At 66.3% G+C, this 24,723-nt stretch carries 21 protein-coding genes and 1 pseudogene; 8 read left to right on the top strand and 14 right to left on the bottom strand.

The features are described from left to right. Nucleotides 1–38 precede the first annotated feature (38 nt). On the bottom strand, nucleotides 39–653 hold the full coding sequence (locus XpruCFBP8353_RS06140; RefSeq protein ID WP_101362348.1) for a trimeric intracellular cation channel family protein: 615 nt from the start codon (nucleotides 651–653) through the stop codon (nucleotides 39–41). A gap of 52 nt (nucleotides 654–705) precedes the next feature. Continuing rightward, nucleotides 706–1,998: an NAD(P)/FAD-dependent oxidoreductase gene (locus XpruCFBP8353_RS06135; RefSeq protein WP_101362509.1), complete on the bottom strand. Its 1,293-nt coding sequence runs from the start codon at nucleotides 1,996–1,998 to the stop codon at nucleotides 706–708. A gap of 118 nt (nucleotides 1,999–2,116) precedes the next feature. Here XpruCFBP8353_RS06135 and XpruCFBP8353_RS06130 point away from each other — a divergent pair, with 118 nt between their 5' ends. The 3 genes from XpruCFBP8353_RS06130 to XpruCFBP8353_RS06120 are packed head-to-tail and all read left to right on the top strand — an operon-like array spanning nucleotide 2,117 to nucleotide 4,154. Next, nucleotides 2,117–2,668, top strand: coding sequence for a hypothetical protein (locus XpruCFBP8353_RS06130; RefSeq protein ID WP_101362347.1), 552 nt, complete (start codon nucleotides 2,117–2,119; stop codon nucleotides 2,666–2,668). Further along, the gene (locus XpruCFBP8353_RS06125; protein WP_101362346.1) at nucleotides 2,665–3,495 is read left to right on the top strand and encodes an NYN domain-containing protein; all 831 of its coding nucleotides are present in this window, start codon (nucleotides 2,665–2,667) and stop codon (nucleotides 3,493–3,495) included. Before XpruCFBP8353_RS06130 ends, XpruCFBP8353_RS06125 begins: the two co-directional genes overlap by 4 nt. 35 nt (nucleotides 3,496–3,530) lie before the next feature. Continuing rightward, entirely contained in the window at nucleotides 3,531–4,154 is a 624-nt protein-coding gene (locus XpruCFBP8353_RS06120; protein ID WP_279327708.1) for a glutathione S-transferase family protein, read from the top strand. Between the two features lie 146 nt (nucleotides 4,155–4,300). Here the strand turns inward: XpruCFBP8353_RS06120 and XpruCFBP8353_RS06115 are convergent, their stop codons facing one another. Next, entirely contained in the window at nucleotides 4,301–6,523 is a 2,223-nt protein-coding gene (locus tag XpruCFBP8353_RS06115) for a primosomal protein N' (RefSeq protein WP_101362345.1), read from the bottom strand. Between the two features lie 468 nt (nucleotides 6,524–6,991). On the opposite strand from XpruCFBP8353_RS06115, the gene XpruCFBP8353_RS06110 reads away from it, so the two are divergent. Further along, on the top strand, nucleotides 6,992–8,029 hold the full coding sequence (locus XpruCFBP8353_RS06110; protein WP_101362344.1) for a hypothetical protein: 1,038 nt from the start codon (nucleotides 6,992–6,994) through the stop codon (nucleotides 8,027–8,029). After that, nucleotides 8,013–8,615 (top strand): DUF3106 domain-containing protein, encoded by a 603-nt coding sequence (locus tag XpruCFBP8353_RS06105; RefSeq protein ID WP_101362343.1) that lies wholly within the window; start codon nucleotides 8,013–8,015, stop codon nucleotides 8,613–8,615. Before XpruCFBP8353_RS06110 ends, XpruCFBP8353_RS06105 begins: the two co-directional genes overlap by 17 nt. A gap of 191 nt (nucleotides 8,616–8,806) precedes the next feature. Here XpruCFBP8353_RS06105 and XpruCFBP8353_RS06100 read toward each other — a convergent pair. Next, nucleotides 8,807–10,021 (bottom strand): annotated as a pseudogene (locus XpruCFBP8353_RS06100) (DUF3667 domain-containing protein). Between the two features lie 12 nt (nucleotides 10,022–10,033). On the opposite strand from XpruCFBP8353_RS06100, the gene XpruCFBP8353_RS06095 reads away from it, so the two are divergent. Then, the gene (locus XpruCFBP8353_RS06095) at nucleotides 10,034–11,410 is read left to right on the top strand and encodes an MATE family efflux transporter (protein ID WP_101362342.1); all 1,377 of its coding nucleotides are present in this window, start codon (nucleotides 10,034–10,036) and stop codon (nucleotides 11,408–11,410) included. Between the two features lie 84 nt (nucleotides 11,411–11,494). Next, nucleotides 11,495–13,396 (top strand): signal peptide peptidase SppA, encoded by a 1,902-nt coding sequence (gene sppA / locus XpruCFBP8353_RS06090; protein ID WP_101362341.1) that lies wholly within the window; start codon nucleotides 11,495–11,497, stop codon nucleotides 13,394–13,396. Between the two features lie 180 nt (nucleotides 13,397–13,576). On the opposite strand, the gene XpruCFBP8353_RS06085 is transcribed toward sppA, so the two are convergent. After that, complete coding sequence (locus XpruCFBP8353_RS06085; RefSeq protein ID WP_101362340.1) at nucleotides 13,577–13,792, bottom strand: hypothetical protein; 216 nt, start codon at nucleotides 13,790–13,792, stop codon at nucleotides 13,577–13,579. A 106-nt stretch (nucleotides 13,793–13,898) separates the two neighbouring features. Between XpruCFBP8353_RS06085 and XpruCFBP8353_RS06080 the strand changes: the two genes are divergently transcribed. Continuing rightward, nucleotides 13,899–14,675 carry an SDR family oxidoreductase gene (locus XpruCFBP8353_RS06080; protein WP_101362339.1) on the top strand — a complete coding sequence of 259 codons (777 nt, stop codon included), beginning with the start codon at nucleotides 13,899–13,901 and terminating at the stop codon, nucleotides 14,673–14,675. A gap of 161 nt (nucleotides 14,676–14,836) precedes the next feature. On the opposite strand, the gene XpruCFBP8353_RS06075 is transcribed toward XpruCFBP8353_RS06080, so the two are convergent. The 9 genes from XpruCFBP8353_RS06075 to XpruCFBP8353_RS06035 all read right to left on the bottom strand — a co-directional run bounded on the left by XpruCFBP8353_RS06075 (nucleotide 14,837) and on the right by XpruCFBP8353_RS06035 (nucleotide 24,703). Next, nucleotides 14,837–15,484, bottom strand: a complete 648-nt coding sequence (locus tag XpruCFBP8353_RS06075) for a DUF4124 domain-containing protein (RefSeq protein ID WP_207759598.1) — start codon at nucleotides 15,482–15,484, stop codon at nucleotides 14,837–14,839. A 23-nt stretch (nucleotides 15,485–15,507) separates the two neighbouring features. Further along, a complete protein-coding gene (locus tag XpruCFBP8353_RS06070; RefSeq protein WP_101362337.1) occupies nucleotides 15,508–16,281 on the bottom strand; it encodes a hypothetical protein in 774 nt (257 codons plus the stop codon). Between the two features lie 221 nt (nucleotides 16,282–16,502). Continuing rightward, nucleotides 16,503–17,066, bottom strand: coding sequence for a Sua5/YciO/YrdC/YwlC family protein (locus tag XpruCFBP8353_RS06065; protein WP_101362336.1), 564 nt, complete (start codon nucleotides 17,064–17,066; stop codon nucleotides 16,503–16,505). Between the two features lie 10 nt (nucleotides 17,067–17,076). Continuing rightward, nucleotides 17,077–19,569 carry a DNA topoisomerase I gene (locus XpruCFBP8353_RS06060; RefSeq protein WP_101362335.1) on the bottom strand — a complete coding sequence of 831 codons (2,493 nt, stop codon included), beginning with the start codon at nucleotides 19,567–19,569 and terminating at the stop codon, nucleotides 17,077–17,079. Nucleotides 19,570–19,751: 182 nt separating this feature from the next. Then, nucleotides 19,752–21,029, bottom strand: coding sequence for an RDD family protein (locus tag XpruCFBP8353_RS06055; RefSeq protein ID WP_101362334.1), 1,278 nt, complete (start codon nucleotides 21,027–21,029; stop codon nucleotides 19,752–19,754). Nucleotides 21,030–21,070: 41 nt separating this feature from the next. After that, on the bottom strand, nucleotides 21,071–21,793 hold the full coding sequence (locus tag XpruCFBP8353_RS06050; RefSeq protein ID WP_101362333.1) for a pilin: 723 nt from the start codon (nucleotides 21,791–21,793) through the stop codon (nucleotides 21,071–21,073). 40 nt (nucleotides 21,794–21,833) lie between these two features. Further along, nucleotides 21,834–22,307 (bottom strand): DUF494 family protein, encoded by a 474-nt coding sequence (locus XpruCFBP8353_RS06045; RefSeq protein WP_003484452.1) that lies wholly within the window; start codon nucleotides 22,305–22,307, stop codon nucleotides 21,834–21,836. A 42-nt stretch (nucleotides 22,308–22,349) separates the two neighbouring features. Then, entirely contained in the window at nucleotides 22,350–23,495 is a 1,146-nt protein-coding gene (gene dprA, locus XpruCFBP8353_RS06040; protein ID WP_101362332.1) for a DNA-processing protein DprA, read from the bottom strand. Between the two features lie 71 nt (nucleotides 23,496–23,566). Then, the gene (locus XpruCFBP8353_RS06035; protein ID WP_101362331.1) at nucleotides 23,567–24,703 is read right to left on the bottom strand and encodes a LysM peptidoglycan-binding domain-containing protein; all 1,137 of its coding nucleotides are present in this window, start codon (nucleotides 24,701–24,703) and stop codon (nucleotides 23,567–23,569) included. Between the last annotated feature and the right edge of the window lie 20 nt (nucleotides 24,704–24,723).

The following is a 24,723-nucleotide window of genomic DNA, read 5'->3' as shown; positions in this document are numbered from 1 at the left end:
GAGCATGCGGCCGGGATCGTCGCTTTGGCCGACGGCGGCTATTCCGGCAGGCGCGCCACCGGCAGATGCCAGCCATAGCGGATGGCCATGAAGCGCAGGCCGAAACACACGCCGGCGCCGGTTGCCAACGACCAGGCTTGCGGCACGCCGAGCACATGGCCGATGGCCACCAGGCCGCCGCCGGCAAGCGCGGCCACCGCATACAGTTCGGCCTGCAACACCACTGGCGTGCGTGCGACCAGTAGGTCGCGCGCGATACCGCCGCCGATACCGCTGAGCATGCCCAGCAGCGTCGCGCTGAGTGGACTGAGGTGATAGTCCAGCGCCTTGCTGGTGCCGTAAACCGCAAACAGCGCCAGCCCGGCCGCGTCGAAGATCTGCACCGGGTTGCGCAGACGCTCCACCGCTGCGTGCCAATAGAACCCGGCAACGCCGGCCAGGCAGGCGACCAGCAGATACTGTGGATGCACCAGCGCGGCCGGTGGGGTGGCGCCGATCAGCACATCGCGCACGATGCCGCCGGACACCGCCGCCGCGCACGACAGCACCAGCACGCCGAACAGATCCAGGCGGTTGCGCACCGCCACAGTCGCGCCGCTCAGGGCAAACACGAAGGTGCCGAGCAGATCCAGCAGGAACAGGACGGTTGCCACGATCAGGTCGTCGAATCAGGCCGCACAGCATCGCGCACGGCCTGCGCCGCTGTCACCCGTCCTTGCTGTTGGGCGGCGGGTCGTCGGTGGCGCCACCGAAGATGATGCGGGCGGCGCGCTGGTAGCTCCAGTACGCCATCGCCCAGTTCACCAGCACCACGAAACGGTTGCGGAAGCCGATCAGGAAGTAGACGTGTGCGGCCAGCCAGAACCACCAGGCGACGATGCCGGAGAGCTTGAGTTTGCCGACATGCACGATGGCGGCCATGCGGCCGATGGTCGCCAGGTTGCCGAAGTCCTGATAGCGGAACGCGGCCGCGGCCTGGCCGCGCTGACGTGCGCGGATCGCCTTGGCGATGTGCTTGCCCATCTGCTTGGCCGCCGGCGCCACGCCCGGCACCGGGCGACCGTCCTGCTGCACCGACGCCAGATCGCCGCCGACGAAGATCTCCGGGTGGCCGGGCACGCTCAGGTCCGGCTCCACCAGCACGCGGCCGGCGCGATCCAGCGGCACGCCCAGCGTGCGCGCTAGCGGTGAGGCCGCCACGCCGGCGGCCCATACCACGGTGCGCGCCGGCACGAACGTGTCGCCCAGCTGGTAGCCCAGTGCATCGATATGCGTCACCGGCGTGCCGGTGTGCACTTCCACGCCCAGTCGCTCCAGCTGCTTGCGCGCCTTGTCGGTAAGATCGTGCGGGAACGATGGCAGCACGCGCGGGCCGGCTTCGACCAGGCGCACGCGCGCCTGGCGCGGGTCGATCTGGCGGAATTCGTTCTTGAGCGTGTGGCGGGCGATCTCGGCCAGGGTGCCGGCGAGCTCGACCCCGGTGGGGCCGCCGCCGACCACCGCAAAGCTCAGCCAGGCCGCGCGGGCGGCGGGGTCGGATTCGGCCTCGGCGCGCTCGAAGGCCAGCAGCAGTTTGCGGCGCAGGACCAGCGCGTCGTAGAGGGTTTTCAGGCCGGGCGCATGTTCGGCCCACTGGTCGTTGCCGAAGTAGGCATGGGTGGCGCCGGTGGCCAGAAGCAGCATGTCGTAGCCGAGCGTCTTGCCATCGGCGAGCAGCACTTGACGACGGGTTGGAACGATTTCGGCCACATCGCCCAGCAGCACTTCGACGTTACGTTGCTCGCGCAGGATGTGCCGCAGCGGTGCGGCAATGTCCGGCGCTGACAGGCCGGCGGTGGCGACCTGATACAGCAGCGGCTGGAACAGATGATGATTCTGACGGTCGATCAGGGTGATGCGGATGTTGGGGTCATCGAGCGCACGGGTCGCCCATAAGCCGGCGAAACCGCCACCAACCACAACAAGATGCAGCGGAGCTTGGGAGAGGGGAGAGGTCATCGTAAGGTCCGATGGATTGCGACGCGGGCTCGACAGCATGCCGCATCGGCAATGAACACGCCGCGTCAGCGCGGCCCTGCTGCGGCATCATGTCGCATCTCCCGCTTCCGGTTACCGCATGTCGTCGCTACCGCCCCCGTTGCCGCCATTGTCGTCTGTGCCGCCCGCTGCGCCGCCGCTGGCTTCATCAGCGCCTGCCGCCAAAAAGTCACTCAGTGGCGTTGCGATCGGGCTGATCGGCGTGGTGACCTGTGTGGTGCTGTTCGGGATGCTGGTGCTCGGCGCACTCATCTGGCTGATGGCGATCGGCTGGTCGTTGTTTGCCGATCAGGCACGGAGCGCGCTGCAGGCCGATGCCGTGGTGCAGGAACATATCGGGCAGATCCGCGACATGCGGGTGGATCTCTATCGCACCAGTCTGACACCGGGTAGCGACGAGTTTGTATTCGATGTGGAAGGCGATCGCGGCACCGGGCGCGTGCATGCCACTTGGATCAGTGACGGCGCAGAACGCGAGATCCTGAGCACGGGTGTGCTCACGCTGCGCGATGGCACCGAGTACACCTTGCCGGCAGAGGCGGACGTGGACGCCGACGAAAGCGACATGGAGACAGACGCCGACAGCCAGACCGATATCAAGACCGAATCTGCTGAATCACTGGAGCAATGAGCATGATCGACAATCCCGACAAACGCATCGCGCTGCTGATCGACGCCGACAACGCGCCTGCCGGCAAGATCGACGTGGTGCTGGCCGAAGTGGCGCGCTACGGCGCGGCCAACGTGCGCCGGGCTTACGGCAACTGGAAGAGCCCGCACCTGAAAGGCTGGGAAGCAGCGTTGCACGATTACGCGATCCGGCCAATCCAGCAATTTGCCTACAGTTCCGGCAAAAATGCCTCGGACATGGCAATGGTGATCGATGCGATGGACCTGTTGTACGCGCGCAATCTGGATGGATTCGCAATCGTCTCCAGCGATGCCGATTTCACGCCGTTGGTCATGCGGCTGCTGACCGACGGCATGAAGGTGTATGGCTTCGGTGAGAAGAAAACACCGGCGCCGTTCGTCAATGCGTGCTCCAAGTTCACCTACGTCGAAGCGCTCGGCGAACAGGCTGCTGCTGCCAGCGGGACCGCTGCTGGCCGCAAGGACGCCACCGCATTACGCAGCGATACGCGCCTGGTGCAGATGCTGCGCAACGCGATCGTCAGTGCCTGCGAAGACGATGGCTGGGCACTGCTGAGTGCAGTCGGGAAACAGGTCGCCAACCAGGCCTCGTTCGATCCACGCAACTACGGCTATCGCAAGCTCAGCGATCTGGTGCGCGCGATCGGCTTGTTCGAGATCAAGCAAGACGAACAGGCATTGTGGGTGCGCGACACCCCCAAGGGTGGGAGCGCCAAACCAGTGCAGCCCGCCGCTGCGAAGGCGCAACCGGCAACGGCTGCCAAGCGTCCGGCGCGCGCGCCAGCCAAACCTGCAGCAGAGGGCTGAGCATGACGCAGAACGCACATGTGCCCACCGCAGCGATGCCTGCCATCACGATCTGGGGTCGGCGGAATTCCAGCAATGTGCGCAAGGTGGTGTGGTGCGCCGAAGAAGCCGAGGTGGCCTACACCTCGATCGAAGTGGGTGGCGCGTTCGGTGGCAACGACACGCCCGCCTATCGTGCCTTGAATCCGAATGGCGTGGTGCCGACGTTGCAGGATGGCGCGCTGGTGCTGTGGGAATCCAATGCGATCGTGCGCTATCTGGCCGCGCAGTACGCGCCGGCGTTGTATGCGCACTCGCCGGCCGAGCGTGCGCTGGGTGATCGCTGGATGGACTGGACCACCTCCACCTTCGCCGGCGTGTTTCGCGATCTGTTTTGGGGCGTGCTGCGCACCCCGGAGGCCGAGCGCGATCACGCACGCATCGCTGCGGCGCTGACCCGGTCGGGCGAGTTGCTCGCACGCGCGGATGCGGCACTGGCGCAGCAGCCGTATCTATCCGGCGAGCAGTTCGCGATGGGCGATATTCCACTGGGGAGCTTTATCTACGCATGGTTCGAAATGCCGATCGAGCGTCCCCAATTGCCGCATCTGCACGCATGGTACGAACGCTTGCGCGCGCGGCCGGCGTACCAGCGCGCAGTGATGACGGCATTGACCTGAACCGGCTAACAAGACGTGCTGAGCAGTCGCCGGTAGGAGCGCATTCGTGCGCGAAGGCACTGCGGGTAACGCGGTAACGCTGCATCGCACGCAAGCGTGCTCCTACAACACGTGAGCACACCGCACGGTGGTCAATACGCCGTGCGCTAATACAAATCGATCGGGTCCACATCCAGCGACCAGCGCACGCGGCGGGCTTGCGGTAGCGCATAGATCGCCGGCAGTTGCGTATCGAGCAGGCGATGCAATGCCGAGCGTTGTTGTGCCGACAACAACAGCTGGGTGCGCTGGAAACCGGCGCGGCGCGGCATCGGTGCCGGCATCGGGCCGTAGCATTCCACTGCGGCCAATGCCGGCGATTGCGGACTGGGGTCGGCGCTGGTCAAACCACGCACCGCCAGCAGGAACTGATTGGCCGCCGCCACATCCTTGGCTTCGGCACGGAACAAGGCCAGGTGCGCGAACGGCGGAAATCCGGCCGCTTCGCGCTGCTGCAGTTCGGCATCGGCAAAAGCGTGGTAGCCGCCATTGACCAGGGTCTGCAGCAAGGGGTGTTCGGGGTGATGGGTCTGCAGCCAGACCTCGCCCAGGCGATCGGCACGCCCGGCGCGTCCTGCCACCTGGATCAACTGCTGGGAGAGCTTTTCTGCGGCGCGGAAGTCGGCCGAGAACAGCCCTTCGTCGATGCCGACCACCACCACCATGGTCAGCCGTGGCAGATCGTGGCCTTTGGCCAGAATCTGCGTGCCGACCAGGATGCCGGCTTCGGTGCCGAGCCGGGCGAGCTGGGTTTCCAATGCGTCGCGGCGCTGGGTGGTGCTGCGGTCGATGCGCACGACCGGGACGTCGGGAAACGCCTCGGTCAGGCGTTCTTCCAGCCGCTCGGTGCCGATGCCCTGCGGCTGCAAGGCCAGGCTGGCGCAGGCCGGGCAGGCCAGCGGAGCCTGCTGGCGCGCACCGCAGTGATGGCACTGCAGGCGCCGGCCGCCGGCATGCACGGTCATCGGGGTCTGGTGCAGCGGCGTGCTGCAGCGCTGGCAGGCCGCAGTCCATCCGCAGTCGTGGCAGAGCAGCACGGGCGCATAGCCGCGGCGGTTCTTGAACACCAGGACCTGTTCGCCGCGCGCCAGGGTCGCGCCGATGCCTGCCAGCACCTCGGGCGACAGGCCGTCCTTGAGCGGCCGCTTGCGCACGTCCAGCACGCGCACACGCGGCGGGCGCGCCTCGCCGGCGCGCTGCGACAGGCGCAGATGCTGATAGCGGCCGGAGTAGGCGTTGTGCAGGCTTTCCAGCGACGGCGTGGCGCTGCCCAGGATCACCGGCACATCCAGCGCCTTGCCGCGTACCAGGGCAAAGTCGCGGGCGTGATAGCGGATGCCGTCCTGCTGCTTGTAACTGCCGTCGTGTTCCTCGTCGATCACGATCAGGCCGGCGTTGGGCAGCGGGGTGAACACGGCCGAACGCGTGCCGACGATCAGCTTGGCTTCGCCACGCCAGGCCGCCGCCCACACCCGCGCCCGTTCGCCGTCGGACAGCCCCGAATGCAGCGCGTGCACCGGCACGCCCAAGCGCGCGCGGAAGCGGCCTAATGTCTGCGGGGTCAGGCCGATCTCCGGTACCAGCACCAGCGCCTGCTTGCCGGCGGCCAGGCAATCGGCGATCGCCTGCAGATAGACCTCGGTTTTGCCGCTGCCGGTGACGCCATCGAGCAGATAGGTGGCAAAACCGCTCTGCGCGCGGATCGCGGCGGCGGCGGCCTGTTGTTCGTCGTTGAGCGGGGGGCCGCTGCTCGGACGCGGTGAGATCGTGTCGGCTGGTACCGCCACGCGTTCGGCATGGCCGCGCTTGGCCAGACTGCGTGCGGCCTCGCGCCACTGCGGCAGCAGCGGGTCCAGTTGCTCTTCGCCCACTGCACCGGTGAGTAGAAGAGCGGCCAGCAGGGCAGGGCGGCTGCCAGCGCGCAGGCTGGCGGCACCGCTGCGGCCGGCTTCGGTCAGCTGCCAGGCCCAGGCGTGGGTGTCGGCCAGCGGCTCGCCGCGACGCAGGGGGCCTGGCAGGGCGCTGGCCTGGGTCTCGCCGAGCGGGGCGTGGGTGTAGCGCGCCAGCCACTGCAGCGAGCGCGCCATTTCATCGACCAGTAGCGGCGCCTGGTCGCACCAGGCCAGTGCCGGGCGCAGGCCGTCGGCCGCGAGCAGCTGGCCGATCTCCACCACCACCCCGACCAACTCGCGCGGCCCAAACGGCACCCGCACCCGGCAGCCGACCCGCCCCGGGTCGGTCAGCGGCGCATCGGCCGGGGGCAGATAGTCGAATAACTGGGGCAGCGGCACCGGCAAGGCGACGCGCAAGGTGGCGACGGTCGAAGACATCCGATCAGTCTACCGACCCTGTCCAGAGGCGGGCAGCCGACCCAAACCGGGTCAAATCGGCGCCGGCGCTGCGGACGCGTTTCTGTGACGGAAGTGATAAATCCGACGTAAACCTATGTGAGGGTTAAGGAAACAGGTTTATCCACACTGCCTGTGGATAAAGCTGTGAATTAGTCTTGTGCTCCACGCTGTGACGATGGATTCACTAGCCTCTGCAACCTCTTGGACATTTTTTAGCCAACATCCATAACTTCATAATTTTCAATTACTTAGGCGTGAAACACGATTGCAACAAAGAAAAAACAACAGTTGACAGACGCCTGCGTATCGGTATGTCTGCCGCTGTGCACAACCCACGGCAGCGACCGGCTCGGGTTGTGTGAAGGCGAAGCGCGGCCGGGCCGATCTGTCAAGCCATCGGCGGGGGCCAATCGCGTCGGTATCATGCCGGCCGATGCTGGAGTTCTCATGACCGTAGTCCCCGACGCCCCCGTGACCCCTGCCGCGCTATCTGCCTTCTTGCGCGGTGTTGAACGCCGGGGTCTGGTGCTCGCACAGTTGCAATGCGGCGACGTGGCCGCCGCCGAGCGCGCCCTTGCAGCGGCCCTGCGCGCCTTTAGCAGCCAGGCGGCAGGTCGGCCGATGGCTGGCTGGCCAATGCGCTTCTGGAGCTTGCTGGCCACCGCGCCACCGCTGCGACGCGAACCGATGCCGGGCACCTGGCTGCCCCCATTCACCGCGTTGGGCCGGATGCAGACCGCCGATCGCCTGGCCCTGCTGCTGCGGATCGTGGCCGGGCTGGAAGAGGACGCCGCCAGCGAAGTGCAGGGTGTCGAGGCGGCGGACTACCGGCAGTCGCTGGCCCGTGCCTGCCCGCGCGATGCTGCCGGCAACCCGGATGCACAGGCATGGCGGGCCCTGGCCGAGGCAGCGCAAGTGGAACTGCGCGACCTGACCCCGGCCCAGTTGACCCGGCTCAGCCAGCTACGCGATTCGGCCCTGGCCGGGATGTCGCTGCAGACGGCCGTGCCTGCCGCCTCAGCACCGGCGCCGCAGCGTCCGGCCACCGCACGCACGCGCCCCAGGCGGCAATGGCAGTGGCCGCAGCTCGAGCGTCGCCACGTAGGCATGGCGCTGGGCGTGCTGGCCTTGGCCCTGTTGCTGACCGTGCTGGGCTGGTGGTGGACCCACCGCCGGCCGGCGCTACCGCCCGAACCCGTCTCGCAGGCACCTGCCGGCGTGCTGCATGTGACCGACGCGGCGCCGGTCCTGGTGGAAGAACTGCCCGCGGCCGACCTGCCGGATGCAGTGGCCAAGCCGGGCCTGGACCCGCGCGACCAGACGATGCTGGCCGACCCAGATTTGGAACTGGCCCGCTCTGCGGACTTCTATGCCTGGTATGCCGCCGGCCACCCGGTGCCGGTCGATGAATCCAGCGCGCATGCCACCACCGCGGCCGAGCAGTCTTCCGCCCCTCTGGAGACGGTCGATGATGAAACCAACTAACTGGTGCAGCCTGTTGCTGTGCGCGATTGCCGGCGTTGCCGGCGCCCAAACCTTGCCGACACCGCTGGAAGAATCCGCCGCTGCGCCGTCCGCATCCATCGCGGTTGCCGCAGCGCCGAGTACACCCCCGAGCGCTGCGCAGCAACGCGCGCGCTGGGAGGCGATGACGCCCGCGCAACAGGCCGAGTTGCGTGCCCGCTACGCAGCCTGGAAGGGACTGACCGCCACCGATCGCGTGGTGCTGCGTCAGGCGCGCGAGCGCCTGCAGGCTTTGCCTGAGGATCAGCAACGTGCGTTGCGCACGCAGTTCGGCGCGATGGATCGCCTGCATCGCGACGGCTGGCGCCTGGGCTCGCAGGTGGGTGCGTTCTATGCGCAATTGCAGCCGCTGATCGGCTACGTGCCGCCCGCGCAGCGCGACGCCATGCTGGCCGCGCTGCGCAGCCTGGATGCCGGTCAGTTGGAGCAACTGGCGGTGCTGGCACAGCGCACCCCGCCCCAAGAGCGCGACGGTTTACGCGATGCCTTCCTGGCCGAAGCGCCTGCCACGCGCAGCGCGTGGTTGAAGCGGCAACTGGCGCGTTGATCGGCAGCGGCACGATGTCGGCGCTGTCGGCGTACGCGCAATGGTCTCAATTGCGCGCGCGGTCTTGATTCCAACGGCTGTTGGTATCAGATAGCGGCAGCCATGCTGCGCATCATGTGCACGCCCCCAGCATCCATGCGTCAAGCTGCAATGTGGGTGTTATCGCCCAGACGCATCCGAATTTGCCCGCATCAAAGACGCGCCAGGCGCGCCACCATCAACAGCGCGGCGGCAACCGTCGCAAACGCGAGATACACCGCGCCCAGGCCGATGTGCTTGGGCACGGTAACCAGCCGGTAACCAGCCAGGACTGCGCATTCACGCGTCGCTGCATCCAGAGCAGATACACCGGCATCCACCGTGTCACGCCGAACTGCACCCGTCCAACACTCCAGGTGATCGGGCTGGCGACGTGCGCCAAGGCATCGCTGAGCAGTGACAACAGCCGTCAGCAGGTTCAGGCATAGGAACGCGTGGCTAGCGCCACCACCGGATGCTCCAGATACACCTGCCCGCTGCGCACATGGAACACCCGCAACAGCAGCGCGAACAGCGGCACCAGCACCAGCGGCGCAGACGGCACCGCCGCGATGAACGCATGGTAGAGCCGCTGCGGATTGCTGCGCCGGCGCGGCACGTTGTCACGGATGTGGCTGATTGCATGTTGATCCAGCGGTTGGCGAACTGCGGCGCCGCCGCATGGTCCAGCGGATTGCTCACCGGGTCCCATGGCGTGCCCATCACCGAAAAGACGTGCTGTGGCTGTCTGCCTCTGCGGTGTGCATGGCGCTGGTCGGGCGCGCATCGGCCTGTAACTGCGTCAAGCGCCGTTGCGCTTGGGCATTGGTGCGTGCAATCCCGGCGTCCACGCTGTCGCGTGCGATGCCGGTCGGCACCACCGTGCGCGTCTGCATCAGCGTGTCGACCAATTGCCTGCGTAGCGCTTGGACCTGCGTCGGCGCGCCTGCATGTACGACATCCTTGGGCACTGCGGTCTGGCTGGTAGCTGGCACCGCGGCGATATCGCTGTCTGCATCGGAGGTATCACGGCGATGCGCGCGATGAAAAACGTCAATAGGCTCAGCACCAGGAATCGCCGCACCGGCGCGACGTAACGCACGCGTTGGGCGCTCAGAAAACGCAGCGCCAGGCGTCCGGGCACCAGCAACTCGCGCACGGTGCGGAAGATGCGCCCCTCCAGATGCCAGAACGATGGCGCACGCGTGCAACGGTATCCCGCGCTGGCCCGGTAGCCGCCGCCTTCGCGTTTTCTGCCCGCACGCGCTCGGGCGAGCGGCAGGCTCTGCCCGTGTGCACGACAAGGCCGTAGTCGGAAAGTAGGCGTAAGATAGCCAGCCCGCGCGACCCGGTGCCAGCGCCTCCCGGCACGGCCGTAGTCCGCGCAGCGATCGGTTTTCATGTCTGCTTCTTCTGCACCCCCGTCCGCGACGCCAGGCTTCGCCTCGGAAGTGCGCACCACCGGCCTGCTTGCGTTGCCGCTGGTGCTCGGCCACGTCTCTACCGGCCTGATCGGTTTTGTCGACAACGTCATCGCCGGCCACCACGGCACCGCCACGCTGGCAGCGGTGACCATCGGCACCTCGTTGTTGTGGTTGCCGATGCTGGTGCCGATCGGCACATTGATCTCATTGACCGCCTCGGTGTCGCAGCTGATGGGCGCCGGCCGCGAGCGCGAGATCGGGCCGCTGTTCCGGCAGGCGCTATGGCTGTCGCTGGCACTGAGTGCATTGATGTTCACGTTTCTGAGCGTGGTGCCGCCGCTACTGCCCACGTTCGGGATTGCGCCGGACATCGTGCCCGGCGCTACCGATTTTCTGCATGCGGTGCGCTGGGGCGTGCCGGCGCTGACGTTTTACTTCTGCATGCGCTACCTCAGCGAGGGCATGCACTGGACGTTGCCGACCATGCTGCTGGGCTTTGGCGGTTTGCTGGTACTGGCACCGCTTGGCTATGCGCTGACCTATGGCAAGTTCGGCTTTGCCGAGCACGGTGCCGAAGGGCTGGGCATGGCCTCGGCCATCACCATGTGGGTGCAGGCGAGCGTCTTTGCGCTGTACCTGTGGCGTGCGCGGCGCTTTGCGCATCTGCAATTGTTCACCCACCTGGAAGGCCCGCGCTGGCGCGCCATTGGCGAGTTGCTGCGCACCGGCTTGCCGATCGGCATCACCGTGTTGATGGAAGGTGGGTTGTTCATCGTCACCGCGTTGTTGATCGGCCGGCTGGGCTCCACCGAAGCGGCCGCGCACCAGATCGCCATCAATGTCGCGCAACTGTGTTTCATGATCCCGATGGGCGTGGCCGAGGCCACCACCGTGCGCGTTGGCCATGCGGTGGGACGCGGCGACCCGCTGGGTATGCGGCGTGCAGCATGGGCCGGCTATGCCATCGTGCTGGGCACCCAAGCGCTATCGGCCAGCGCATTGCTGATGGGCCACGATGCCATTGTCGGCGTCTATACCGACGACGTGGCCGTGGCCGCGCTGGCTTCGGTATTGCTGCTGTTTGCCGCCACGTTCCAGTTTCCCGATGGCATCCAGGTGCTCTCTGCCGGCGCGCTGCGCGGGCTCAAGGACACCCGCGTGCCGATGTTCCTGGCGATGTTTTCGTACTGGGGCGTGGGCATGCCGATCGGCGCCGGGCTCGGCCTGGGGCTGGGCTGGGGACCGAAGGGCATGTGGGTCGGCCTGATCCTCGGCCTGACGGTGGCCTCGATCCTGATGGGGCTGCGCTTCCGCCAGACCAGCCGCCGGCTGACCGCCACCGCGACACCCTGACTTTCAGCGCATGCCGCGCGCGCTGCGCAGCCGGTATGCTGGGCACCATCGATCTGTATGCAGCGTCTTTCGACGGAGTTTTCCATGAACCACCCCGTGCGTCGCAGTCCCATCGCCAGTTTCTTCGTCGGCCTGTGGGATGTGATGAATTTCACCCGGCGCCTCATTTTCAACCTGGTGTTCTTCGGTTTCCTGTTTTTGCTGCTGCTGTTGTTCGTGGTGGCGCTCGCGCGTGGCGACGGCACCAAGCCGCTGGCTGAGCGCACCACCTTGGTGATCAACCCGGAAGGCACGCTGGTCGAGCAGTTCAGCGCCGACCCGGTGAGTCGGTCGCTGGCCAAGGCAGTGGGCGACAAGAGCGCCGAAGAAGTGCAGCTGCGCGACCTGGTGCGGGTGATCGAGGCGGCCGGCAAGGATCGCAAGATCGAGCGCGTGTTGTTGAATCTGGACAAGTTCCAGCCGTCCGGTTTCGCCTCCCAGCGCGAGGTGGCCGCTGCGCTGCAGAAGTTGCGTGCCTCCGGCAAGCAGATCGTGGCCTTCAGCGAGAGCATGAGCCAGGGCCAGTATCTGCTCGCCGCGCAGGCCAACGAGGTGTACCTGGATCCGATGGGCAGCGTGCTGCTGGAAGGTCTTGGCCGTTATCGCCAGTATTTCCGCGAAGGCCTGCAGGACAAGCTCGGCGTGGACGTGCATCTGTTCCGCGTGGGCGAGTACAAGTCCGCGGCCGAGCCCTACATCCTCGACGCGGCCTCGGCCGATGCCAAGGAAGCGGACCTGTTCTGGATGAACGACGTGTGGCAGCGCTATCTGGCTGACGTTGGCACCGCGCGCAAGCTGAGCCCGGCGCAGCTGACCGCCGGTATCGACACGCTGCCCGAAGGTGTGGCCGCAGCCGGTGGCGACCTTGCCAAGTTCGCGCTGCAGCAGAAGTTGGTGGACGGGCTCAAAACCCGCGAAGAAGTCGATGCATTGCTGGTCAAGCGCGGCGTGGCCGACAGCGATGCCGACAGCGGTTTCCGTAATATCGGTTTCAACGACTATCTGAGCCAGTTACAGGCACAGGGTTCGCCGATGGACAGCCGCCCGCAGGTGGCCGTGGTGGTCGCAACCGGGGAAATCAGCGGCGGTGAACAGCCGGCCGGACGCATCGGTGGCGAGTCCACTGCGGCGCTGCTGCGCCAGGCGCGTGACGACGAGAAAGTGAAGGCGGTGGTGCTGCGGGTGGATTCGCCCGGCGGCGAAGTGTTCGCCTCCGAGCAGATCCGCCGCGAAGTGGTCGCCCTCAAGCAGGCCGGTAAGCCGGTCGTCGTGTCGATGGGCGATCTGGCGGCTTCCGGCGGTTACTGGATCAGCATGAATGCCGATCGCATCTATGCCGACCCGTCGACCATCAGCGGTTCCATCGGCATTTTCGGCATGGTGCCGAATCTGACCCGCGCGCTGGACAAGATCGGTGTGCACACCGACGGCGTAGGCACCACGCGGTTCGCCGGTGCGTTCGACATCACCCGTCCGCTGGATCCGGCCGCCGGCCAGGTCATCCAGGCGGTGATCAACAAGGGCTACGCCGACTTCACCGGCAAGGTGGCGCAGGCGCGTCGCCAGTCAGTGGACGCGATCGACAAGGTTGCGCGTGGTCGTGTGTGGAGCGGCGCGCAGGCCAAGGAGCGTGGGTTGGTGGACGCGTTCGGCGGCATGCAGGAAGCGGTGGCCGATGCGGCCGACCGCGCCAAGCTGAGCCGCGGCAAGTTCCGCGTGCGTTATGTGGAAAAGCCGGCCACGCCGTTCTCGCAGTTCATGAGCGGGTTTGCCGGCAGCCGCATGGGTGCCTGGATGCTGAGCGACTCGGGCATGGCGCGCGCATTGGTGGCCCGCTCGTTGCCGGAAGTGGACACGCAGCTGCGCTTTGTCGAAAGCGCCGTGCACGACGGCAAGGCAGGCGGTACGCCGGTTAAATCGCTGGCGTATTGCTTCTGCGGATTCTGACCGAGCGCGTTTAAGCAGTACCTGATGCATCGACGCCGCCGGCCGTGTGCCGGCGTTGTTGTTTTGCAGGCGGATGCTGCAGTGTGCGACGGCCGGACGAAGCAAGCAGACGGCAGAATGCTCGATTCAATCGTCCGGCGCTCACATCAGGGCACGAGGTCACCTGTTGCTGACGGTCCGCTACTGCGTGGCTGCGTCGATCGCCTTGCGCTGATCTTCTGCCGCCTGATCGGTCGCAGCCTGCACCGCGTGCGCCTTGTTCAGCGGTGCCTGGATGTGGTCGCGCAGAGCGGTGGCCTGCGGGTCGGGCTTCTGTTCGGTGGGCGCGGGCTGCGGCCGCTGACAGGCGCTCAGCGACAACGCCAGGCTGGCTGCAAGCATGCAATGCATCTTCATCGTCGTGACCTCGCTCGGGGTGGCGGTATCCTAACGCTCAGGCCGGCTCTGCGCGTCAACTGCGCAGCAGCGGCCGTTTTCCTGCGGATTGAAGAGGATCACCCACGTGACAATGCACCGTTGGCGGCTGGATGGACAGACCGCCCTCATCACTGGCGCCAGCGCCGGGATTGGCCTTGCCATTGCACGCGAACTGCTCGGCTTCGGCGCCGATCTGCTGATGGTGGCGCGCGATGCCGACGCCCTGGCGCAGGCGCGCGATGAACTTGCCGAGGAATTTCCCGAGCGCGAACTGCATGGGCTGGCCGCCGATGTGGCCGACGATGAAGAGCGCCGCGCGATCCTGGATTGGGTGGAAGACCATGCCGATGGCCTGCATCTGTTGATCAACAATGCCGGTGGCAACCTCACCCGCGCCGCCATCGATTACACCGAGGACGAGTGGCGCGGCATCTTCGAAACCAATGTGTTTTCGGCATTTGAATTATCGCGTTATGCGCACCCGTTGCTGACGCAACATGCTGCGTCGGCCATCGTCAATGTCGGCAGCGTCTCGGGCATCACGCATGTGCGTAGCGGCGCGCCGTACGGCATGACCAAGGCGGCGCTGCAGCAGATGACGCGCAACCTGGCGGTGGAGTGGGCCGAAGACGGCATCCGCGTCAACGCGGTGGCGCCGTGGTACATCCGCACACGCCGCACTTCCGGGCCATTGTCGGATCCTGATTACTACGAGCAAGTGATCGAGCGCACCCCGATGCGCCGCATCGGCGAACCGGAAGAAGTTGCCGCCGCGGTGGGGTTTCTGTGTCTGCCCGCTGCCAGTTACATCACCGGCGAGTGCATCGCGGTGGATGGCGGATTCTTGCGCTACGGGTTTTAGCGCGGGCAACAAACCACCGGCGACGCGATGGTAGAAGGCGCAGGAGAGTCGAGCGGCCTGTTCTTGCACATGCTGGTAAGGGCGCGCGTCTGGCGGAGTAACGCTGGCGATTGCTCGCCATTGGTCCAGGGCCCGCTGCCTCAATCACAGCACAGATGTGCTTAGGGCGTTGCGGCCGGATTGGCGCAGCGGCTTTCGTCGAGTACCCGGCGCATCTGATCAAAGCGCTGTTTGCGTTCGGCCGATTGCGCGTCGTCGGAGAAGCGCCAGGTGGATTCGGCCTGCTCGGCGCGTTTGCGCCAGGCGTCGCACAGGCTTTGGTCCGGTACTGGTGCGCAGCGGTCTGTGACCACTTCACACGCGCTACCGCCACCAGTCGCCGGGCCGCCGGCCAGGTTGGTGGTCTGCATCGGCAGGCAGCGCGTGGCTGGCTCGCGATCTTCAGTGAAGTAACGCCCGTTGTCGTGCGTGGTGCACTCAAACAGCGGTGGGGGCGGCAGCGTCGAGGTGGAGGTCACCGCCGGTGCGGGTGGTGCGGCGGGCGTGGTTGATGCAACCGGCGCCGATGCAGCGGCTGGCGCAGCAGCCCGTGGTTGCGCCGCTGGCGCCGCCCGTACCGGCGACGCGGTTGCTCCGCCCGGCGCGAATGGCACCGCCGCCGGTGCGGTCATCAGTTTTTTCTGTTGTTGCATGCCTTTCGGGCACGGCATGTTCTGCACCGTCAGCGCACCGGTGGGATCGGTGCAGCGGTAGATCGTCACGTCCTGTGCGTCGGCCAGCGAAGCCATCACGGTCATGCTCAACGCCATCATGCCCAACAGCAGGCGGCGCCTCATGCGCCGCCACAATCGCGTTGCTGGCGCGCTTCGATACCGCGCTGTTCACGGCTGAGATCCTCGCGCTCGCTCTGCAGCGCGCTGTTATAGCGGCGGATCAGCTCCCAGCGGCGGTCGGCCAGGCGCGCGCAGACTTCCTGTGCAGGCAGGGCATGGCATTCGTCGCGGATCTGCACACTGCCGTACGGCACGATCACCGTACCGCCGTAGCCGCCGCCGTTGTAACCACCCGGATAGTCCCCCTGGTAAGTGTCTGCGCCGAAGCTTGCGCTGCCGCGGATACTTCCTCGTCCAGAGCCACCCTGCACCGATATTGCCGGGCGCGGGCGCACCGAAATCGGCGGACGCTGGATGCCGCCTCCGCTGATCGGCGGACCAACCGCATTGCCCACATAGGCCGGCCCCCAGGTCGGCACCCAGCGCGGATTGCCTTGCGGGCTGTCGCTTGTGTAACGGTTGCCGTCTTCCGTGGTGCACTCGTACATCGGCTGCGGCGGTTGCACGGTGACAATGCGGACCTCGCGCGCGGGCGCTGTGGCGACCGGTGCCGGTGGCTCCGCACGTGCCGGACGCGGCGGTGGGTCTTGTGGGCGCTGCATGTCCAGCACCTGCTGGCGACCGCTGCTACACGGCGCATCCTGCAGGGCGACCGTGCCGGTGCTGCTCACGCAGCGATAGACCCGCACATTCGGGTCGGGTTTGCTCGCAGAGGTGGCGGCCGACGCAGGCAGCGCCGCGGCCAGCAGCAGAAGAGTCAGGACGGTACGCATGGCCGCAGTGTGCGCGCCTGTGCGGCTGCCGCAAAGTGGCGTGGCTGAATGGCGTGCGGGATAGAGGCGATAAGGCGCCATTTGGCGTAGGACCGCTGCCGTAACGGCAGGCAGCCCGTCGAGCGGGGATGACTGCACGACGACCGGGATGTGCGAGCGACATGCTGCACCGAACAGAACCACACGCAGCGCGTGGCTGCGCCGTCGTTCGTCAGCTGCGCTCAGTCGCGCAGGATCTGGCCGCTGCGTGCGTCGCGGATCTGGGTTGGCTGCGCCAGCGCGCCCACCTCGCCGTCCATCACGCCATCGATCGTCGCCAGCAACGCAGGATCCAGCGCAGCGCGGCTGCGCGCTGGAGGCTCGCCGGCCAGGTTGGCGCTGGTCGACACCAGTGGCGCCCCCCAGGCCGCGCACAGCGCTGCCACGACAGGATGGGCGCTGATGCGTACCGCCAGTCCGTCATGCTCGCCGGTGACCCAGCGCGGCGCCCGTGCGGTGACCGGCAAGATCCAGGTATGCGGGCCGGGCCAGCTGGCCAGCACGTCCTGCCGACGTGCCGGCCCCAGCGCGTCGATGTCGACCCAGTCGCGTAGCACCTCCACGCTCGACGCCACCACGATCACGCCCTTGTCGACCGGGCGCCGCTTGATCTCCAGCAGCCGCAGCAAGGCCGCTTCCTGGCGCGGATCACAGCCCAGGCCCCACACCGCTTCGGTGGGGTAGGCGATCACGCCGCCCTGGCTCAGGGTGGCGACAGCGTTATCCAGGGTGAGCGTGCGGGTCATGCTGCGCCTCTCAGCCTGCGGCCTTGCTCACGGTCTTCTTGACCACGCGCTTGGCTGCTTTCTTGGCAGCCGCCTTCTTGGCCGGCGCTTTCTTTGCAGCGGTCTTGCTGGCCGCCGTCTTGGTCGCGGTCTTCTTGACCGCAGGCTTCTTCGGCGAGGAATCCTTGACCGTGTTCTTCTTCAGCGTGGCCTTCTTGGCGCCAAAACCCTTGCGCACCGGCTTGCCGGTATCGGCCAGCAGCTGCTGCACTTCTTCGAACGTCAACGACGCCGGCTCGCGATCCTTGGGGATCTTGCCATTGAGCTTGCCGTCGCTGATGTACGGACCGAAGCGGCCATTGAGCACCTGGATGTCGCTGCCTTCGAAGTCCTTGATCACGCGGTTGCGCGCAATCTCTTCCTTCTCTTCGATCAGGAACACCGCACGCGCCAGGTCGATGGTGTACGGGTCGTCTTCCTTCTTCAGCGAGGCGTAGACGCTGCCACGGCGCGCAAACGGCCCGAAGCGGCCGATACCGACGCTGACGTCCTGGTCCTTGTCCTGGCCCAGCGCGCGCGGCATCTTGAACAGCTCCAGCGCGTCTTCGATGGAGATCGAATAGATGCTCTGGCCCGGACGCAGCGAGGCGAAGGTCGGCTTTTCCTCGTCTTCCACGGTGCCGATCTGCACCATCGGGCCGAAACGGCCGATGCGCGCGCTGACTTCCTTGCCGCTGACCGGGTCGGCGCCAAGCACGCGCACGCTACCGGCGTCGGTCTTGTCCAGCGAATCCTTCTTGTCCTCGACCAATTCCTTGAACGGGCCCCAGAACTTCTCCATCAACGGAATCCACTCGGCTTCGCCGCGCGAGACCGCATCCAGATCGTCTTCCAGATTGGCGGTGAAGTCGTAGTCCACGTAGCGGGTGAAATGCCCGGACAGGAACTTGGACACCGCACGGCCGACGTCGGTGGGGCGGAAGCTGCGGCCTTCCATTTCCACGTACTTGCGGAATTGCAGGGTCTGGATGATCGAGGCATAGGTGGAGGGACGGCCGATGCCGTATTCCTCCAGCGCCTTGACCAGCGCCGCTTCGGTGAAGCGCGGCGGCGGCTGGGTGAAATGCTGATCGGTGACGATGCGGTCCAGCGGAATGTTGTCGCCGGCCTTCATCAGCGGCAGTTTGCGGCCTTCGTCCTCGTCCTCGCTGCTCTTGGTGTCCTTGCCTTCCTCGTAGACCGCCAGAAAGCCCGGCACCACCACGGTGGTACCGCTGGCGCGGAACACGTGCTCGCTGCCGGCCGAGAGATCCACACTGACGGTATTGAGCGTGGCCGGAATCATCTGGCAGGCCACCGCGCGACGCCAGATCAATTCGTACAGGCGGCGCTCGTCGTCGGACAAAAAGCGCGCCACCTGCGCAGGCGTGCGCAACGCGGAGGTCGGGCGCACCGCTTCGTGCGCTTCCTGCGCGTTCTTGGATTTGGTGGTGTAGGCGTTGGGTTGGTCCGGCAACGAGGCGGTGCCGAAGTCACGCGCGATCACGTCGCGGATTTCCGACAGCGCGTCCTGCGAGAGGTTCACCGAGTCGGTACGCATATAGCTGATCAAGCCGACCGAGCCTTCGTCGCCCAGCGCCACGCCTTCGTACAGCTTCTGCGCCACCTGCATGGTCTTGCGGGTGGTGAAGCCGAGCTTGCGCGAGGCTTCCTGCTGCAGCGTGGAGGTGGTGAACGGCGGGGCAGGGCGGCGCTTGCGCTCCTTGCTGGCCACGTCGGTGACATGCAGCACGCCTTGCGCGGCCTGCTGGATGCGCAGGCGCGCGGCCTCAGCAGTGTCGCCGTCGGTGACGGTGAACTGCTCGAACTTCTGCCCGTCCAGCTTGATCAGGCGCGCATTGAACGGCTGCGACGGATGCCGGCAATGCGCATCGATGGACCAGTATTCGCGTGCGATGAAGGCTTCGATCTCTTCTTCGCGCTCAACGATCATGCGCAACGCCGGCGACTGCACACGGCCGGCGGACAAGCCGCGCTGCACCTTGCGCCACAACACCGGCGACAGGTTGAAGCCGACCAGATAATCGAGCGCGCGGCGCGCCTGCTGCGCATCCACCAGATCGGAGGCGATCGCGCGCGGCTTGAGCATGGCTTCCTTGATCGCGCGCGGCGTGATTTCGGTGAACACCACCCGCTGCATCGGCTTGTCCTTGAGCAGGCCGCGCTCTTTCAGGATCTCGGCGATGTGCCAGCTGATCGCCTCGCCCTCGCGGTCCGGGTCGGTCGCCAGAAAGATGTCGTCGGCGCTCTTGGCGGCACGGGCGATGGCTTCGACATGCTTCTCGTTCTTCTCGATCAGGTCGTAACGCATCGCAAAGCCGTTGTCCGGATCGACCGCGCCTTCCTTGGGGACCAGGTCGCGCACGTGCCCATACGAGGCCAGGACGGTGAAGTCCTTGCCGAGGTATTTATTGATCGTCTTGGCCTTGGCGGGCGATTCGACGATGAGCAGGTGCTTGGGCATGGTGGCAACTTCTTGGGGCGGAGCCCGGGGGGCAGGTAGCGTGGCCTAATTGGCCGGTCGAGGGAAGCAGATCGGCCGTTTCCCACACGTTAACGCCCGGGAAATGCTCCCGGGCGTTCAGTTCTCTTATTAGAAAGATCACGGCGGACGCCGCCGTGTCAAGCGGCCAGCGCCGCCAACTGTCAGCTGCGGCTCATTCCGATCGCCGCCAGCATGAAGGCCACGACCACCACCGACAGCACCAAGATCACTCCGTAAATGGCTAGAACCACGATGGAGACGGTATCCAGGCCCCTGGATTGCCGTTCCGGATATTCGGTGAAGGCCCAACGGTCCACGACCAGGGTGTCGCAGACCTTGTCGTGCGGAGCCTGCTTGCGCTCGGTCATGCCGGCCATGAAGGCCGCCACGATCACGCCGATACCCAGGGTGAGCACGCTGATCAGCATGTAGGCCAGATAGCGCAGCACATTGCGCCAGAATCCGACCCGGCCTCCATTGCTGTCGGCGCGCACCAGCTTGATGCCGCAGGCGAGCTTGCCCAGGCTGGCCTGGTGCCGGCTGGACTGCATCCAGGCGAAATACAGCGTCGGGATGGCCAGGCCGATGCCGTAAGACATCACCACGATCGCGATGCCGAGCGCACTTCCGTCATCCAGCGCCGAACCCGAATCGCCGTGGGTGGTCGCCAGCGCGATCACGAACACCAGCGGGATCACGATCAGATACACCGCAAAGCTGGTGATCAGACTATCGAGAATGCTGGCGGCCACGCGCCGCCACAGGCCGGCGTAGACCACCGGCGCATCGTGCAGCGCGACGCCTGCCGCGGGCGCGGCGAGGACGGGAGCGTCCCAGGCGCTTGGAAGCGACGCGGTCGCTGCTGCCGGGGGGGATCCCGGTGCCGATGTCGCGTCCGGGGGGGTGCTAAGGGCCGGACCTGACGTCAGCGGCGTGGTCGTTGTGTCTGTCGGCGCGGTGGACCACGCCGACGAATCCGATGCTGGGCCCTGGTCGCGTGGCGGGTGTAGCGGGGAGTCGACGGCTGGGTGGTGGTTGGCACGGTCAGTCGCGGCGGCCTCACTGGCACTGGCAGTGAGGCCGCCGCCAGCAACTGCCGGCTGCCACGGCGATGTCTCAGCAGCATGGTCGTGTGGCTGTGAGGTCGCAGCTGGCGACGCTGTGGCTGGGACGCTGTCGCCGGAATGCCCAGCCGACAATGGCGCCTCGCTCGGCGCGTCCGCAGGTGTCGGCCCGCTGGCCGCTGCTGTCGCCGACACGGCGCTGTCCAGGCCCAGTTCGGCCTCGACCTCGTGCAGCGCCACCCATTGCGCCAGACCTTCGCGCCAGACCAGGCTGGAACGGTCGATGATGCCTTGCGCCAGGCGCGCGCGAAGCGTGTCCGTGTCCACCGGCCCCTGGCGCTGCCGCTGTGCGTCGGCGTAATACCACTGCGTCATGTTGTCCCCTTAACGTGTAGCGATCGGCATGCAGCTGGCGGTCAGCCGCGGCAATTCGGTGGAAGTTGGGTGTCGTCGATTTCGGAACTGCAATGCCAGCTGCCGGCATCTGCATCCAGCTCCAGCCACAGCGCCTTGCCATCGATTCTGGCCGACTTGGGCGCATGGATCACGGCTTCGATACCGCATTTGCTGCTCTCGAAACGGCCGATGCGCACGCTGCTCAACCGCTCGCTCGCATACTGCTCGGGCGGCTTGAAGCCGGGGTCGCCATTGACCGGGCAGCGGCCCTCGCTCGCGAGAAATTCGGCGATCTGCGGCTTTAATGGCGTCAACTCACGCATCACCTCGGCCAGCTTGGCGCGGCCCAGATAATCGTTGTAAGCCGGAAACGCGATCGCGGCGAGGATGCCGATCACGCCCACCAGCACAAAGACCCCGACCACCGCGCCGAGCACCGCAACCAGCGGCCAGCCAGGGCGGTTGCCGCGCGGTTGCGCTGGACCTACGGACGAAGGGGAAAGCGGAGTGTGCGCCGCAGCAGGCGGCAATGGCGGCGGAACCGCGGCTGCACGCACATCAGTGGAAACGGGTGGGCCAAGCGTGTCGGCACAGGCAGACAGTGGCAACCAGTGGTCCAGACCTTCCCGCCAGACCAACGTATCCAGGGCGATCGCGCGATCGCGATACAGCCCCCGCAACGTGTCGTCGGCCACCGGACCGTGCCGATGGCGGTGGACATCGGCGTAATACCAACTGCGCATCCCCGTCCCCTTGCACGCACATCCGTGGCGGCTTCAACGCTCAGTGTACGGGTTCAGGCTCGTCCAGGAACATCTGGGTTTCCATCCAGGCGTAGGCCGCTTCGGCGCCGGGCTGGTTGAACAACACCATCAGCACCACCCACTTGAGGTCGTCCAGATCCAGTTCGTCCTGGTCCAGCGCCATGGCGCGGTCCAGGACCAACTCGCGCTGGTCGGCGTCGAGAATGCGGTGTTGCTCGAGGAACAGCAGAAATCCGCGGCAGTCCACATCGAGTTTGTCCAGCTCCGGCCCGTGATAGATACGCACCGGTCCATCGACATGCGGGCGCGCAACGCTAGGCCGCTGCTCGGAAAGCGCGTCCAGCCAATCGAAGGCTTTGCTGATTTCCGCGGGGCTGAAACCGGCCTGGATCAGGCCATTTTGAAGCGAGTCACGGTCACGGACCAGGTCCGCGTCTTCGCTGAAATAATGTTCAAACAGGTACAGCAGCACATCGAGAATGCTCTCTTTCATTGCCCTCGGCCTGCGTCGCGCGACGCTGTGGAGGTGAAGAAACTAAGGATTGCGGGTATAGCGACCGTGCTCGGTGACCACGTCTCCCTCGAGTTCCATGATGAGCAGCATGGAGGACAGCGCGGCGGCCGTCAATCCGGTGCGCTGCACCAATGAATCCATAGGGGTTGGGTCGTGGCCCAGTGCTTGCCACAAGCGCTGGTAGTCAGGATCGGAGCGGGCAGGACCGGCGCCAGCGCTGGTCGTTGTCTTCCTGGGCAACTCAGTGGGGGCGGCCAGGCGCTCGCGCAAGGCGCTGGCCAATTCGCCCGACAGCTGGCCCAATCCCTCAATGACCTGTGCGGGCTCCTGCGCCAGCGTGGCGCCCTGCCGTATCAGGTGATGGCAGCCGCGTGCGAGCGGATTGTGCAAGGAGCCGGGTAGGGCGAACACCTCGCGGCCTGCTTCGGCCGCCAGCCGCGCGGTAATCAGTGCGCCCGAGCGCATTGCCGCTTCGACCACCAGCGTCCCCAATGCCAACCCGGCGATGATGCGGTTGCGGGCCGGAAAGTGCGCCGCGACCGGGGCGGTGCCCGGTAGGTACTCGCTGACCACCGCGCCGCGTTCGGCGATGCGATCGCGCAAATCCTGGTGCCGTTCGGGATAGGCCACATCGGTGCCGGTGCCGACCACTGCCACGGTGATGCCATCGCGCTGGGCCAGTGCAGCTTCGTGCGCGATCGCGTCCACCCCTGCGGCCATGCCACTGACGATGCTCAGCCCTGCACCGGCCAGGCTGGAGGCGAATGCGTGGGTGTGGTCGCGGCCGCCGGCAGTGGCCGAGCGGCTGCCGACCACCGCCACGCCCGGATGCCAGAGCGCATTGGGGTCGCCGTCCACGAACAACGCCATTGGCGGGTTGGCGATATGGCGCAACAAGACCGGGTAATCCGGATCGTGCCAGCCGATCAGGTGGTGCCCGGGTTGCTCGCACCAGCGCAGCGCTGCGTCCAGCGCATGCGGGTCAGGGGTTTGCAGTAGCGCAGATTGCAACGCATCGCAACCGGCGAAGCGCCACGCTTCAGGTCCGGCTGCCAGCATCTCGGTCGCTGATCCGAACGAGCTCAGCAGTTTTCGCCGCGGTGGGCTGCGGCCGCCTGCCAGCAGCAGGATCAGGAATGCGCGCACGTCGGGAGCGGTCAGGGCCATGCATCCAGGCTAGGCCGCAAACGACGACGGCGCCCTCGGGCGCCGTCGCGTTGATGCATCGGAACTTTCGCTTACTGCGCGTCAGGATGCTTGACGAAATAACCCAGGCCGGTCGGCTTGACGCTTTCCATCACCAGCGCATAGCTGACCTTGTCGAAGGTGCGGAACACCATCGCATGCGAGGCGTATTCGTCGGGCAGGCCCACGGTGGAACCGCCCGGGCCGCTGAAATCGTCGTCGGTCCGCGAGAAGCGCGAGTGCTTGACGCGGTCGCTGACGGTACGGCCCTTGCGCCAGATCGAGAACACCGTGCCGTTGTTGATGCCTTCGCGGGCGCCGCCGGAGATGGCGATCACATCGCGGCTGCCGCCGACGGTGAAGGCATCGGAGATGGCAAGCACACGCAATTCGGTCTGCAGCGCCTGTTCCGACGGCGGATGCGGGATGAACTGCAGGTCGTACGGCTGCGCTTCGACCGCGACGATGCGATCGCCGGCCCGCACTTCGCGGCCGCTGTCCTGCAACAGCAAGGTCGCTGCCTTGGAGTTGCCGCCTGCCGCGCTGCGGGTGATGGTGCCAATGTTGACCTGCGCCAGCTCATAGCCGAGGAACTCACGGCGCGTGCTCGGCGCGATGAAGCTCTTCCAGATGTTGCCGGAGCCGGCGGTGATGTTGCCCGCCATATCCAGGTCTTCGTTGTGCTTGGGCAGGCTGAACTTCACGGTCGGGCGCACCACCGCAAAGCGTTGACCCGGCTGTGCGTTTTCCAGCCCGACCACATAGGCGACCTGGCCAGTGGTGGCACGCGAACGCCCGCCTTCCAGACCCACCACATAGGGCAATTGGTCGAAGTCGTCGACCACCCGCAGGTTCTTCAGGAATGGCTCGACGTCTGCCAATGGAATGGCATTGATCGGCGCTTCCTGGCGCGGGCCGGGCTGGATCGTGCCTTTGCCGACACGGTCCAGGTAGGCCAGGCTGATCACGTCACCCGGATAGATCAGGTGCGGATTCTGGATTTGCGGATTGGCTTGCCAGATTTCCGGCCACAGCCATGGTTTTTGCAGGAAACGCCCAGCGATGTCCCACAGGGTATCGCCCTTGCGGACCACATAGGTGTCTGGATGCTCGCCCACCGCTTGCGCGGCAGCGTAAGTCGCGACGGTCAACATCGCCGCAGCGACGACCGTACGAAGTCGGATTAACATGAGTACCTTCTTGCCTGATT

Origin of the sequence: Xanthomonas prunicola (genome assembly GCF_002846205.1) — a bacterium.
Lineage (GTDB): Bacteria > Pseudomonadota > Gammaproteobacteria > Xanthomonadales > Xanthomonadaceae > Xanthomonas > Xanthomonas prunicola.
Note: the sequence above shows the minus strand (reverse complement) of the source record. Positions and strands in the feature narration are given on the sequence as shown.

Excerpts from the sequence above, each read along its gene's own strand:
- XpruCFBP8353_RS06135 (WP_101362509.1), bottom strand. The coding sequence starts at position 1,998 with ATGACCTCTCCCCTCTCCCAAGCTCCGCTGCATCTTGTTGTGGTTGGT.
- XpruCFBP8353_RS06130 (WP_101362347.1), top strand. The coding sequence starts at position 2,117 with ATGTCGTCGCTACCGCCCCCGTTGCCGCCATTGTCGTCTGTGCCGCCC.
- XpruCFBP8353_RS06125 (WP_101362346.1), top strand. The coding sequence starts at position 2,665 with ATGAGCATGATCGACAATCCCGACAAACGCATCGCGCTGCTGATCGAC.
- XpruCFBP8353_RS06120 (WP_279327708.1), top strand. The coding sequence starts at position 3,531 with ATGCCTGCCATCACGATCTGGGGTCGGCGGAATTCCAGCAATGTGCGC.
- XpruCFBP8353_RS06115 (WP_101362345.1), bottom strand. The coding sequence starts at position 6,523 with ATGTCTTCGACCGTCGCCACCTTGCGCGTCGCCTTGCCGGTGCCGCTG.
- XpruCFBP8353_RS06110 (WP_101362344.1), top strand. The coding sequence starts at position 6,992 with ATGACCGTAGTCCCCGACGCCCCCGTGACCCCTGCCGCGCTATCTGCC.
- XpruCFBP8353_RS06105 (WP_101362343.1), top strand. The coding sequence starts at position 8,013 with ATGATGAAACCAACTAACTGGTGCAGCCTGTTGCTGTGCGCGATTGCC.
- XpruCFBP8353_RS06095 (WP_101362342.1), top strand. The coding sequence starts at position 10,034 with ATGTCTGCTTCTTCTGCACCCCCGTCCGCGACGCCAGGCTTCGCCTCG.
- sppA (WP_101362341.1), top strand. The coding sequence starts at position 11,495 with ATGAACCACCCCGTGCGTCGCAGTCCCATCGCCAGTTTCTTCGTCGGC.
- XpruCFBP8353_RS06085 (WP_101362340.1), bottom strand. The coding sequence starts at position 13,792 with ATGAAGATGCATTGCATGCTTGCAGCCAGCCTGGCGTTGTCGCTGAGC.
- XpruCFBP8353_RS06075 (WP_207759598.1), bottom strand. The coding sequence starts at position 15,484 with ATGGCGTTGAGCATGACCGTGATGGCTTCGCTGGCCGACGCACAGGAC.
- XpruCFBP8353_RS06070 (WP_101362337.1), bottom strand. The coding sequence starts at position 16,281 with ATGCGTACCGTCCTGACTCTTCTGCTGCTGGCCGCGGCGCTGCCTGCG.
- XpruCFBP8353_RS06065 (WP_101362336.1), bottom strand. The coding sequence starts at position 17,066 with ATGACCCGCACGCTCACCCTGGATAACGCTGTCGCCACCCTGAGCCAG.
- XpruCFBP8353_RS06060 (WP_101362335.1), bottom strand. The coding sequence starts at position 19,569 with ATGCCCAAGCACCTGCTCATCGTCGAATCGCCCGCCAAGGCCAAGACG.
- XpruCFBP8353_RS06055 (WP_101362334.1), bottom strand. The coding sequence starts at position 21,029 with ATGACGCAGTGGTATTACGCCGACGCACAGCGGCAGCGCCAGGGGCCG.
- XpruCFBP8353_RS06050 (WP_101362333.1), bottom strand. The coding sequence starts at position 21,793 with ATGCGCAGTTGGTATTACGCCGATGTCCACCGCCATCGGCACGGTCCG.
- XpruCFBP8353_RS06045 (WP_003484452.1), bottom strand. The coding sequence starts at position 22,307 with ATGAAAGAGAGCATTCTCGATGTGCTGCTGTACCTGTTTGAACATTAT.
- dprA (WP_101362332.1), bottom strand. The coding sequence starts at position 23,495 with ATGGCCCTGACCGCTCCCGACGTGCGCGCATTCCTGATCCTGCTGCTG.
- XpruCFBP8353_RS06035 (WP_101362331.1), bottom strand. The coding sequence starts at position 24,703 with ATGTTAATCCGACTTCGTACGGTCGTCGCTGCGGCGATGTTGACCGTC.